This is a genomic window from Flavobacterium frigoritolerans, from assembly GCF_025847275.1.
Taxonomy (GTDB): domain Bacteria; phylum Bacteroidota; class Bacteroidia; order Flavobacteriales; family Flavobacteriaceae; genus Flavobacterium; species Flavobacterium frigoritolerans.
The window spans coordinates 14,941-28,066 of sequence record NZ_JAOZEV010000004.1; the positions used below are offsets into that span (position 1 = coordinate 14,941).

Here is a 13,126-nt window from a genome sequence, read left to right on the forward strand (position 1 = left end):
AAAAATGGAATTAGAAAAAACATCAAATAATTTTAATGACCCAATCCCTGTATTTAAAGTTGATCCAATTATGGTATTACTTTTCGGAATTTTGACTTGTGGATTATATTTAATTTATTGGAATATAAAAGTAGCAGAGGTTTTTAATGCAGTTTCGGAGAAAGAGGTTATATCACAGCCTATTGCAATTTTTGCAGGTTGTTGTATGCCAGTTAATATTTATTTTTATTATCTAGCAGGAAAAGACGCATTACCTAAGGTTTATGAAAAAACTGGTGAGCTTCAAAAAGACCAATCGACTTTATTAATTCTTTTAGGGTTATTTTTCCCTATCGCGGCAGCAATGATTGTACAAGGTGATATCAACAGATTATACAAATAATAGCAGAGCAAAACGTAAAATTTACGGAATTATCGGTGCAGTAATTACACTGATAATTCCGTTTTTTTTAATGCTAAATAATCACAATGATCATTTAGAAACGGATCAGTCATTTTGTCCTTTTAAGATGCTCACAGGTTTTCCTTGTCCTGGGTGCGGAATTACTAAATCATTGGTTTATTTTTATCAGGGAGATTTATATAAGTCAATTAGTTATCATATTTTAGGACCTTTTGTGATTGCCTTTTGTTGGGTGACTATTATCGTATTGGTAACGGAATTAATTACTAAAAAAGAATATTTCACTGGACTTTTATACAACAGAAAGTTAGCATATAGATTGGCTTTTTTTCTAGCAGTTTATCATTTTGTAAGAATCATATTTTTCATAAAAAACAATTCTTTTGATGATATATTGCATCAATCAATTTGGTTTTAAGGCATAAAAAAATCCCGTTTCATAAATTTATGAAACGGGATTTTATTTTATATAATAATTCGAAATTAATCGTCTTTCTCAGCTAATTTTCTTTCCAATTCTATTTGGAATTCTTCGATAACCGGTTTCATAGTACTCTCTGGAATATCGGCAATACGAATGTACATTAAACCATCGATAGCATTGTTAAATAACGGATCGACATTAAAAGCTACAACACGCGCATTTTGCTTGATGTATTTTTTAATTAGAACTGGCAAACGTAAATTCCCTGGTTCTAATTCGTCGATTATTTTATCAAATTTATTTAAATCTGATTCGGCTTCATCAAAAATAAAGTCTTTATCAGCATCTTTCAGTTTTACTTTATATGCTTTTTTCGGATGAATGTATTGAGCAATATAAGGATCGTAATAATTTGATTTCATAAACTCAATCATCAATGATTTAGAGAAATCAGAGAATTGATTGCTTATACTTACACCACCAAGCAAATATTTATGCTCAGGATAACGTAATGTTGTATGAATGATTCCTTTCCATAATAAGAAAAGAGGCATTGGTTTTTGTTGGTATTCTTTAATGATAAATGCACGCCCCATTTCGATAGATTTATGCATCATATCATGAAGTTCTGGTTCGAATCTAAAAAGGTCATTTAGGTAAAAACCATCCATTCCGTATTTAGGGTAAATCTCAGAACCTAATCCCATGCGGTAAGCTCCTGATATTTTTTTTGCATCATCATCCCATAAAAACATATGGTGGTAATATTGATCGTATTTATCAATATCAATAGGTTCATTTGTTCCTTCGCCAACTTCACGGAAAGTAATTTCGCGTAAGCGGCCAATTTCATGTAGAATGTTCGGAATGTTTTTGGCAGAAGCAAAAAACACTTCGTAATTTTTACTTTGTAATAATCTGCAATCAGTACTTCTTAAAGCTTCTACTTCGGCATTTATCTTGTTCTCATTTGCAGGAGTAACAATTTCCTTAGGGCTTCTAGGGATTTTTAAGTTAGCAGTATCTAGCAATTTATGTTCCTTTTCAAAAGGATTTGCTAGCATGTATGTTTTCTTTCTTAAAAACTCAGAGTATTCTTCAAATGATTCAATTTCATTTTGTTCATTAACCGAAATAGGTTTACCTACACGTACCTTAATTACACGATCTTTTTGAGTAAGTAACTCCGATGGTAATTTTGCTGTACGTAAAGTGTCATCTATCTTAGAAAGCCAATAGAATAATTTACTGTTTTTGGCATGAAAATAAATAGGAACAACCGGAACTTTGGCTTTTCGGATTAATTTAATCGCGCCTTCTTCCCAAGGTTTATCCACTACTAGTTTTCCATCTTTATAAGTAGAAACTTCACCTGCTGGAAAAATACCCAAAGGTTTTCCATCACTTAAATGACGGAATGTTTCCTTAATTCCAACCACGCTAGATTTAGCATCCTTATGATTTTCAAAAGGATTTACAGGCATGATATACTTTTTAAGAGGAACGATGCGGTGTAATAGGAAATTGGCAATGATTTTAAAATTAGGCTCTCTTTCAAGCATTAATTTTAGCAATAAAATGCCATCAATACCACCTAGTGGATGGTTTGAAATAGTAATATAAGCACCATCTTTAGGTAATCGTTTTAAGTCTTCTTCAGGAATCTCGAATTTGATTTGTAAATCATCCAAAACCCCGTTCAAGAAAGCAACATCTTCTAGATGTTTGTTTCTATCGTAAACCTTATTCAAGGTAGATATCTTTAGCACCTTCATAAGGACCCAACCAGAGAAAGTACCTAGAACCCCGTACTTGTCAACATTTATTGCCTTGGCAACTTCTTTCGCGGTAACTAAACCCATGTACAATTTGTTTTTTAGAGCAGGAAACAAAGATAACAAAAAACTCTACTTTTCCTTATTTCTTATTCAAACTTTCCGCTTTTTTATTACATTTGAAATACATAAAACAAAATTGTAATGAAAATTATTTCTTATAACGTAAACGGAATTCGTGCTGCAATTTCAAAAGGATTTATCGATTGGTTGCAACATGCAAACCCGGATGTTATTTGTCTTCAGGAGATTAAAGCCACAGAAGAACAAATTCCTGTAGACGATATTACCAATGCAGGTTACCCATATCAGTATTACTATCCAGCTACAAAAAAGGGATATAGCGGTGTAGCTATTCTTTCAAAAATAAAACCAAATAACGTAGTGTACGGAACTGGAATTCAGCACATGGATTATGAAGGAAGAAACCTTCGGGTAGATTTTGATAGTTGCTCAGTAATGAGTTTATATCTTCCATCGGGAACAAATATCCAGCGATTAGACCATAAATTTATGTTCATGGATGACTTTCAGAGTTATATCAATGAGCTTAGAAAAATAATACCCAATCTTATCATTTGTGGAGACTATAATATTTGTCACGAAGCAATAGATATTCATGATCCGGTTCGTAATAAAACCGTTTCAGGATTTTTGCCAGCTGAACGAGCTTGGTTAGATGGTTTCATGAAAACAGGATTTATAGATAGTTTCCGCCATTTTAACAAAGAACCTCATAATTATTCTTGGTGGAGTTACCGCGCAGGAGCAAGAGGAAACAACAAAGGATGGAGAATCGATTATAATTTAGTTAGCGACACTTTACAGCACAAACTAAAACGAGCTGTTATATTACCAGATGCAGTACATTCAGATCATTGTCCGGTTTTAGTCGAAATTGAAGATTAATGGTACCATTATTGTTAGCTACATCCAGATTTTAAGCTTATATTGCCATTTTAATAAGATTTACTTTGCTTATGCACTGCTTTGTACTGATAATTAGAAAAGAATAAGAATATCTCAAATAATAAACACCACAATTAAAATGATTAAAAAAGTCTCAATCGGATTATTGATATTAGCGCTTACAACATCGTGTGTATCCAAAAAAATATACAATGACTTAGAAACTAAATTTACCGATTTAAAAAAAGAAAACCGTTCGATCTCTGATGAAAATGCCGAATTGCTTAAAGCAAAAAATCAATTGGAGTTAGATCGCGATGGATTAAATAAAAGCCTTAGTGCAACCAAAGCAGAGCTAGAAAAGCAAAAAGCCGATTATGCTGCTGCACAAAACAAACTAAAAGTTTTACAAGACTCCTATAATGCACTAGAGAAAAATAGTGACGAAGCCTTAAAAAACAACATGAATAAAAATCGTGAGTTACTAGAGCAGTTAGAGGCAAAAGGAAAAGCATTAGCTGCTGAACAAGCACGTTTAGATAAAACAGCTAAACGATTAGATGAACTTGAGGCTATGATAGCTGCTAAAGAAGCTGCTATGAAAAAGCTAAAAGAAACGCTTTCGAAAGCACTGAACGGTTTTGAAGGAAAGGGATTAACTGTAGAGCAAAAGAATGGGAAAGTATATGTTTCAATGGAAAACAAATTACTTTTTAATTCAGGAAGCTGGTCTGTAGGTACCGAAGGTAAAAAAGCGGTAGTAGAATTAGGAAAAGTATTAGGAGATAATCCAGATCTTTCGGTACTTATCGAAGGGCATACAGATGATGATCCATATATAGGTTCAGGAGTAATTACAAACAACTGGGATTTATCTACCAAAAGAGCAACAGCAATTGTAGCTATTTTGAGTGAGAATAGTAAGATCAACAAACAAAAACTAACGGCAGCAGGTCGTGGAGAATTCTCTCCATTGGCAAGCAATGCAACTCCTGAAGGTAAAGCTAAAAACCGTAGAATCGAAATCATTTTAACGCCAAGATTAGATGAAATCGCAGATATGTTGAATAGCATTAATTAAGTTGCTAAGGAACTGAGGTTCTATGGTACAAAGAGACAAAGGTTCAGAGTTTATACTCTGGACCTTTTTTGTTTTCTGGCTTTTCTGCAAGTTCTTTTTCTGACCTTGTAGGTATTAAGTTTATACTTGCGATTATGAAACTTGATTTTGTTTTATAGCATATTTACTCCATTTTATCTTCAAAGGATAAAATTAACTGGAAGAGTTGCACAGAGATTCGCAAAGTTTTTGCTCAATTTTGTCATTTCGAAGAATGAGAAATCTCCGTAAGAAATTCCATAATCTTTGTTGAGCTACTAACTAAGATTTCTCCTGCCTCGAAATGACAATTTTATGATAATTCGGATATGGTTTAAACAGATTTCAAAAATCTATTTAATCATTGTAATCTGTGGAAAGAAACAAAACAAGCTTTCTTCCAAACAAGGCTATAACATAAAAAGCTTTAGAGTTTTTTAACTTTGAACCTTTTTCTTTTGAAAATTTGCTTTGTACCTTTGAAGCTTATTCGTAAAAACTTAGAATCTTAGCAACTCAGTATCTTAGAACCTTAAAGAAAAATGAAATACACTACAATTCCCAATACCGATATTAAAGTAAGTAAAATAAACCTTGGTACGATGACTTTTGGTCAACAAAACACCGAAGCCGAAGGACATGCTCAAATGGATTACGCGCTAGAACATGGCGTTAATTTTTTTGATACTGCTGAGATGTATTCTATTCCTGCAAGTAAAGAAACTTACGGAAGCACAGAGAAAATTATAGGAACTTGGTTTAAAAAATCAGGAAAAAGAGAAGACGTTGTTTTAGCAACTAAAATCGCTGGACCAAATGATAACTTTGGTTATATGCGCGAGAAAATAGATTTCTCACCAGCAAGTTTAAAATATGCTTTAGACAATAGTCTGCAAAGATTACAAACAGATTATGTAGATATATATCAGTTGCATTGGCCAGAGCGTAAAACAAATTGTTTTGGACAACGTGGTCTTAAAATTCAAGACGATGCTTGGGAAGATAATATCCACGAAGTTTTACAAACGATGGAAGGTTTTATAAAAGAAGGGAAGATTAAACACGTTGGACTTTCTAATGAAAACCCTTGGGGAATTATGCGTTTTCTAGAAGAGAACAAATACAATAATTTGCCTCGTATTAAAACAATCCAGAATCCATATTCATTATTAAATCGTCTTTTTGAGAATGCTTCTGTTGAGGTTTGTATGCGCGAAAATGTTGGTTTATTAGCGTATTCGCCAATGGCATTTGGGGTACTATCAGGTAAATTTTTATCTGGAGAAAAACATCCAAACTCAAGACTTAATTTGTTTCCACAATATACGAGATATAGCAGCGAACAAAGTACCAAAGCTGCGCGTATGTATCAGGAAATCGCTAATAAACACAGTTTGAATTTTGCTCAAATGTCTTTAGCTTTTGTTAATCAGCAACCATTTGTAACGAGTACTATTATCGGAGCAACTACAATGGAACAATTAAAAGAAAATATAGATTCTATTAATCTTACATTATCAGACGAAGTTATTGCCGAAATCAATGCAGTTCACGCTATAATCCCTGATCCAGCACCGTAGTTAAGTTTTTAGTTTCAGTCTCGGTTTTCAGCTCCAGTAGCTATTATCTTTGTGAGCTTTGCGTAACTCTTTGCGAGCTTTGCGGTTAATTTATCTGCCACAGATTAAAAAGATTAAAAGGATTTTTTAATCCGCGTTATCCGCGTTCCATATTAAAGCATCACAAAACGAGATGATAAAATAAAAATCCCGATACACGTTAAACATGTATCGGGATTTATTTTTAAAAGGTTTTTATAAATTCAATATCTGATCTTTAGGATATCTTACTTTATAGCTAATTCTGAATTTCTTGATTTCATTAGGCTTCATTTGCAATTGCCAAGTCAAGATTCCAGTTTCAGAATTTACTTTTGCGCTATCACTTTGTAATAACTCAACTTCGATTTCTTTATTGGTACTCAAAGGATATTGATCTTTTAATAAAAGTTCAACAGCTTCTTTTTTGTTGTTTCTTACAGTGATATCATAGGTAAAAGTTTGTTCTTTTTTAGTCGATAAAAACTTAGTTCCCGATTTGTCGGCTACTTTTTCACGTTTTATAGATACTTTCTTATCACGCCCCATACTCAAGTTTAGTGTATCGCTAGTTTGGTTTGGCTCGATAAATGTTTTACCTACATACATTCCTTCAAAGATGATATTGGCTTCACCTCTCAATAAATTGTATTTGCTATAATCTGCAATTTCAGCAAGAAGGAAAGCTTCGTTTTCTACTCTTGGTGCAGCATAATATTTATACGATGCAGGCAATTTTATTTCTTTTAGAGAAACACTATGTACTTTTCCGTTAGATAAAATATCATAAGGAATATCAATATCAAAAGATACATTAAGTTGGTTTTCTTCTACTGTTGTGTAATTAGAAACAGATGATTTTACCATTTTTTTTGTTACTGGAGCTGTGACAACTACTTCTCGTAATGTATTATCCTCAGCAACTCTTCCCTGTAACTGATTCATTTTATTTTTTTGAGGAGCATAACCCATTTGAACAATTTCATTATTGTTTCTCAAAAACCATGAACTTAATATTGGCGCTTGATTGTTTTGGTTAGGATAACCGCTTGATAAAGTAAGCTTTACTTTTTTCCAATCGATCCCCGTGTTTTGGATTACCTGAGCTTTGTACATCATATTAATAGGTGAGGTAACACTTTCGGCACGTAGGTCATAAAAAGGAGTCCAGGTAGCATTATTTGTTAAGTACGAAATATCCAATGGCACAGCCCCAGCAACTTCATTCATAACCTGAACGATTAGTTTTCCAGATGAGGTTTTCTCTTCTTTACTCGTGTCAACTTCAAGTTTGTTATTTAGTTTTTGAAGCGTTTCATTAAGCTTTTGTTGTTTCTCTGAAAGCGTATTAATAGTATTGGCAATTTCTAGTTGTTTGTTTTTATAATAGTCCACCATCTTCATTAATTCAGTTACATTTAAACCTGAATTCACTCCCGAAATTTGTTGGTTTTTATCTAAAAGCTGAATCGTTTTTGTTTCAGAATTTATCGTGTTATTAACTTTCTGAAGTTCTTTCTGAACCAAAACAATACTATCTCTTACTCTTTTTAATGCTGGAGATTTAGTATCAACTTCATATTCTGAGATATAATTATTGGTAAACTGAACTGAAAGAACGGTTACTGTTGAGGGAGTTCCTATTTGTATTGAACTTTCGTTTAGGTCCACAGCTACATTTTTTATTACAATTTCGCTTGTTCCTAGAGGTAGGTTCGCGTTTGCAGTTTGTGAAATTTCGGCAGCATTAAAATATACTGTTGCGGCTTTTACTTTTGCTGTTGTAAAGATTGGTTTCTGCGCAAACGCAATTGTGCCAATCAATAATAAAACGGAGGTTATTATTTTTTTTATCATGGGATTATAATTTTAAAATATTTATTTAGTCTAATATAGATTACAAATAACGAAAATTTGAATGGGTTTTTAGTGATAGATAACAAGAATGATTTTCTTTTTAGAGTTGTCAATTATTTTTTCAATTACACCATAAAATTTTTCATTAACCATTGGGCAACCTTGACTGTTGCAAATAGGATTTTTTTGTTCTTCAAATGGGACGTCCCAATATTTATGTAAAACGATATTTCGATCAAAGGCATTACTATTAGATTTGTCTAAGCCATATAATTTGTAAGCTTTACCAAACGTACCATTATAAGAATTACCAATTGCATATTTCCCTAATGAGGTGCTATAGGAATTTTTTATATTACTAAACTTTAGCTTTCCTGGAATTCCAGTTTCCGAACCCGAACCATGACCTACTAAACCCTGATCAAGCAGCTTGTTATTTTTTAAATCATATATAAAAAAACGATTTTTGCAAGATGCAATTCTCATATCGATAAAAAAACCAACTTCAGTATTGTATTTAGAAGATGTATTTACAAACTTTTTAATCTCGTTTATCTGGCTTGCTAGTTTTTCTTTTGAAGAAAGTTTTGAATTGGGTAATTGTAGGTTCTCTTCTTTATGTATGCATTTAAAACTAACACAAAATACTCCTATAAAAATTAAAAAGAGGGCGCTCTTTTTCATGTTCTTAACTAATTTATTTTTCACACTTTATTTATTTTTCAACAGTATATCCTTTAACTTTTGCAAAAGCAACAATCGATGTATTAATGGCATTACCCAAATCATCTTGTTTCTTTGTTTTTTTCGCTTCAGTATCTATATATTCTTGACGTTTTTTGGCAAGTTCGCCAATTTCCTTTTGAATATTTTCTCTTTCTTTGGTTTTTTGTGCAACAATTACCTTTAATTCAGCAGTAGATTTATTACGGAGTTCAGCAGGTAATTCTTCTTTTTTAATTTTTGAAATAGCAGTAGCATCATCTTTTACTTTATCGACCAAGTCCCAACTATCGTTTTTATAAACAGCTTTGGATTTACTTACAGCACGTTCGGCATAATTTGATGCAGAAACTTTCTGAGCGTTTTTATCTTGCATTTCCTGATTCATTTTTTTCTCAGAGCCTTTTGAACCATAACCAATGTAAGTTTTATTGATTTTTTCGTTACATTTTGTAATTTCAACATCATAAGGAGTTACTATATAACGTACTGTTTGATTGGAATCGATATTAAAATATTTGCCTTTTCCGTAATCGGCACCATCTTTCCATAGTTCATTTATGCCTTGAGTTTTATCTCCGCAATAAATAGTATTTACATAAATGTCATTCTTTAAAGCATTACTAATAGCTTCTTTATAATTAATTCCACCCTGATTAAATTCTTCGTTTCCTGCAATATAAATTAGCTTCATATTGTTGTTGTCTTTTGCCCATTTTAATTGCTTGGTTGCATCTTGTATTACAGCTCCACAGTATTCGTTACCACCATTGGTACTTAGAGAAAACAGTTTTTCTGAAATCAAATCTAAATCTGTCGAAAGTGGTGCTATTTGTCGGATATAATTCGATTGCTTAGACAAACCGTCATTACCATATTCGTATAAAGCAATTTCGATATCGGGTGTTTTTCCATCATATTTTAAAGTCGTTAAAGTGTTTACAATATTCCAAAGTCTGGATTTTGCCTGATCAATTAAACCATCCATACTACTAGAAGTATCTAATAATAATGCAACTTGTATTTTGGTCTTTTCCGCTGTTATCGGTTTTTCAGTTTTAGTATTCTTTTTTGGATTTGCAGTAGTATAATTGCTATTTGCAAAAGAGAATGTAGTTGCTAAAAGCGCTGAGATAAAGATTGATGTTTTCATGATTTCTTATGTTTAAGATTGTGATTATAGACCAAACTTATAAACTTAAAGAGTTCGTTTTTTGCATAAATGGTGAAACGGTATTTTCACTTGGTGAAACGAGTTGTAGACAGAATATAAAATACTTTACTTTACAGTATTGTTTTTAAAGAGTCTAAGGCACTAAGTTTCTGAGTTACTAAGTATGTTATTTACAGCTTTCCAGTTATTTAACCTTTCTTAGGATATTGTTTTAAACACATAGAAACATAGACTTTATACTCTTAAAAAAGGCGTTTCACTTAATTTTAAATACACATAGCCTAGTTATGTGAATAGAAATGTATTTCTTTTTTGCGTTCTTTTTCACGTTCTTTTTCACATATGAAATCTATGTTTCTATGTGTTAAATAAAAATGATATGAATTATACCAATGCTTTAACTATTAGCACATCAGAATTTTTAAAAAAAGTAAAATGAGATTAGTATCTGTGTTTATCGTTTTCTTATTTACATTGTTGTTACTTCCTTTTGGAGTAACAGCACAGGATTCTCTTGCTAAGAAAAAAGCAGTGCCGGTTTCTAAAATGAGTAAAGTATCTAAAGAATTGCAAAAATCGTTGGATATAAATGATGAAACACAAATAGGTCAGAATTATGAACGCTTAGCTAATGAGTTCCTTAATAAAGGAGATAATGCAAAAGCCGAAGAATATTATAAAAAAGCATTAGCAAGTTATACCAAACAAAATCTTGCCGAAGATAAAATACGTGTAACAAGAAGTATTGCCAAAGTACAGGAAAGCCAGAAAAAGTTTGTATCGGCAATTAAAAATTATGAAGCTGCAGGAGCCATTGCAGCGGATAAAAATGAAGAAAAAATAAATAGTAATGATGCTAATCGTCTGCGAACACAAGCAAGCCCCGTTACGCAAGCAGAATATGTAGATTCGAATATTGAGTTACTTAAAAGAGATAATAAAATTGATGAGGTTGCAGCTGCATACGTTCAGAAAGCAGAGAATTCTTTGCAGCAAAAAAACAAAGTGATTGCAATCGAAAGTTATACTAAGGCACTCGCTTACGCAAAAGATAAGCCGGAAGAGGTTATTAAAATCAAAAATGAAATTGCCAAAGTATATGCTTCTGATAATCAGTTTGAGAAAGCAATTGGCATTAACGAAAGACTTTTGGCAGAAGCCAAAACCAAAAAAGATTATACTACCCAAATAAAGCAATTGCAATCTTTAGCAAAACTTTATTTTAAAAAAGAAGAACCTAAAAAAGCTGTTGTATCACTTAAGGAAGCATATGACTTAGCCTCTAAAAGCGGAAACTCTACTGAGGCAAAGAAAAGCTTGTCTGCTTTAATTCAGTATTACAAAACGAAAGGAGATGATAAAGAAAGTATTGCTTTATATGAGCAGTTTTTTCAGAATTTTGATAAGTTAATTGAATCGGATACAACGCTTATCGATGCTAAAACATTTCAAGTTACTGAGGATAAAATACGTCAGTTAGAAAAAGAAAAGACATTAAAAGATGAATTGATTACAAAGAAAAATACGTTTAATTATTTTCTTCTAGGATCAATAGTACTGCTCTTATTGTTGTTCTTATTTATTGTGAAAGCATTGTACTCGATAAAAACCAAAAACAAAGAAATTGCGTTACAGTCTTTGCGAAGAGAAATGAACCCGCATTTTATCTTTAACAGTTTGAACAGTGTGAATCAATTTATTTCTGAAAATAAAGAATTGGAAGCCAATAAATACCTGACTTCTTATTCTAACTTAATGCGAAATATGATGGAGAATTCGAATAAGGATTTCATCACATTAGATAAAGAAATTGAGCAACTTAAAAAATATTTAGATTTAGAACATTTGAGGTTTCAGGACAAATTTGATTTTAAAATTAGTGTTGATGATGCTTTAGATACAGAAACAGTCCTAATTCCTAATATGATTATACAGCCACATCTGGAAAATGCGATTTGGCATGGATTGCGTTATCTCGATAAAAAAGGATTTCTGAATCTTAATTTTGAGTTTGTAGCAGAGAAAGTTGTAGTGATTATAGAAGACGATGGGATTGGTTTAACTAAAAGCCGTGAACTTAAAACAAATAATCAAAAAGCACATGAATCCCGAGGATTAAGTAATACTAAGGAACGAATAGGTTTGCTGAACGAATTGTATAAAAAGAATATTTCTTTCGAAATTATCGAAAAAGGGATGCCCAAGACAGGTACTATTGTTCGAATTGTTTTTCCGTTAATAGATAAATTATGATGACTTTTCAAAAGATAAAAAGTGTAATTGTTGAAGATGAACTTGCTGCTCGAGAAGTACTTAAGAATTATTTGAGTAAATATTGTCCGCAGGTAGAAGTTATTGGCGAAGCACAGAACATAAAAGAAGCTGTTCCGTTACTGCATGAGTTACAGCCACAATTAGTCTTTCTGGATGTCGAAATGCCTTTTGGAAATGCTTTTGATGTTTTGGAGGCTTGCAAGGATTTACATTTTGAAACTATTTTTGTTACTGCTTTTTCCGAATATTCATTAAAAGCGTTAAACCAAAGTGCAGCTTATTATTTGCTAAAACCAATAAGTATCGAAGAGTTGATTGTTGCAGTAAACAAAGTACAGCATCAGGTTATGAATCATGAAATTTTTAACAGAAACAAAATTATTGTTGAAAATTTCCATGAAACAAAACCAGAGAAACAACAAGTTATTTTGCCAACGTTAGAAGGATTTGAGGTGGTGAAAATGGAAAAAATTGTTCGCTTAAAAGGAAACGGAAACTTTACCGACTTATATTTGAATGACGGAAGTAAAAAAATGGTTTGTCGGTTTTTAAAACACTTTTCTGAAATTTTACCCTTACCATTTATAAGAGTTCATAAATCACATATCATTAATATGAATTGTGTAAAATCATATAACAAAGGAGGAATTATTATGCTAAACGATGGGGCTGAGATCGAAGTTTCTCCAACGTATAAAGAAGATTTTCTGAAGAATTTTAAGTAAATATTACATAAAGATACTCACTAATAAAATGCTTAAACCAACTAAGCTAATATCCTTCAATATACCCATAATAATTACTTTTAAATGATTCGATAGTACTAACAA

The 13,126-nt window shown here is 32.0% G+C and carries 11 protein-coding genes; 7 read left to right on the forward strand and 4 right to left on the reverse strand.

Annotated elements, in window-relative coordinates; genetic code table 11:
* The first annotated feature begins 4 nt into the window (after positions 1–4).
* Positions 5–382: a DUF4234 domain-containing protein gene (locus OIU80_RS06560; protein ID WP_264286244.1), complete on the forward strand. Its 378-nt coding sequence runs from the start codon at positions 5–7 to the stop codon at positions 380–382.
* Positions 357–821 carry a DUF2752 domain-containing protein gene (locus OIU80_RS06565; RefSeq protein WP_264286245.1) on the forward strand — a complete coding sequence of 155 codons (465 nt, stop codon included), beginning with the start codon at positions 357–359 and terminating at the stop codon, positions 819–821. The genes OIU80_RS06560 and OIU80_RS06565 overlap by 26 nt, the downstream gene beginning before the upstream one ends.
* A gap of 65 nt (positions 822–886) precedes the next feature.
* Here the strand turns inward: OIU80_RS06565 and OIU80_RS06570 are convergent, their stop codons facing one another.
* Positions 887–2,689 carry a lysophospholipid acyltransferase family protein gene (locus tag OIU80_RS06570; protein ID WP_264286246.1) on the reverse strand — a complete coding sequence of 601 codons (1,803 nt, stop codon included), beginning with the start codon at positions 2,687–2,689 and terminating at the stop codon, positions 887–889.
* 117 nt (positions 2,690–2,806) lie between these two features.
* Between OIU80_RS06570 and OIU80_RS06575 the strand changes: the two genes are divergently transcribed.
* The 3 genes from OIU80_RS06575 (at position 2,807) to OIU80_RS06585 (ending at position 6,250) form a co-directional block, all read left to right on the forward strand.
* Positions 2,807–3,571, forward strand: a complete 765-nt coding sequence (locus tag OIU80_RS06575) for an exodeoxyribonuclease III (RefSeq protein ID WP_264286247.1) — start codon at positions 2,807–2,809, stop codon at positions 3,569–3,571.
* Positions 3,572–3,710: 139 nt separating this feature from the next.
* Entirely contained in the window at positions 3,711–4,652 is a 942-nt protein-coding gene (locus tag OIU80_RS06580; RefSeq protein WP_264286248.1) for an OmpA family protein, read from the forward strand.
* A gap of 560 nt (positions 4,653–5,212) precedes the next feature.
* On the forward strand, positions 5,213–6,250 hold the full coding sequence (locus OIU80_RS06585) for an NADP(H)-dependent aldo-keto reductase (protein ID WP_264286249.1): 1,038 nt from the start codon (positions 5,213–5,215) through the stop codon (positions 6,248–6,250).
* Positions 6,251–6,484: 234 nt separating this feature from the next.
* On the opposite strand, the gene OIU80_RS06590 is transcribed toward OIU80_RS06585, so the two are convergent.
* From OIU80_RS06590 to OIU80_RS06600, 3 genes are all read right to left on the reverse strand, one after another.
* Complete coding sequence (locus OIU80_RS06590) at positions 6,485–8,125, reverse strand: DUF4139 domain-containing protein (protein ID WP_264286250.1); 1,641 nt, start codon at positions 8,123–8,125, stop codon at positions 6,485–6,487.
* 69 nt (positions 8,126–8,194) lie between these two features.
* Positions 8,195–8,809: a murein L,D-transpeptidase catalytic domain family protein gene (locus OIU80_RS06595; protein WP_264286251.1), complete on the reverse strand. Its 615-nt coding sequence runs from the start codon at positions 8,807–8,809 to the stop codon at positions 8,195–8,197.
* Between the two features lie 31 nt (positions 8,810–8,840).
* Positions 8,841–10,001: a vWA domain-containing protein gene (locus tag OIU80_RS06600; protein WP_264286252.1), complete on the reverse strand. Its 1,161-nt coding sequence runs from the start codon at positions 9,999–10,001 to the stop codon at positions 8,841–8,843.
* Positions 10,002–10,457: 456 nt separating this feature from the next.
* Between OIU80_RS06600 and OIU80_RS06605 the strand changes: the two genes are divergently transcribed.
* Together OIU80_RS06605 and OIU80_RS06610 are read left to right on the forward strand one after the other, a co-directional pair.
* Positions 10,458–12,275, forward strand: coding sequence for a tetratricopeptide repeat-containing sensor histidine kinase (locus OIU80_RS06605; RefSeq protein WP_264286253.1), 1,818 nt, complete (start codon positions 10,458–10,460; stop codon positions 12,273–12,275).
* Positions 12,272–13,021: a LytR/AlgR family response regulator transcription factor gene (locus tag OIU80_RS06610; RefSeq protein WP_264286254.1), complete on the forward strand. Its 750-nt coding sequence runs from the start codon at positions 12,272–12,274 to the stop codon at positions 13,019–13,021. Before OIU80_RS06605 ends, OIU80_RS06610 begins: the two co-directional genes overlap by 4 nt.
* Positions 13,022–13,126: the final 105 nt, after the last annotated feature.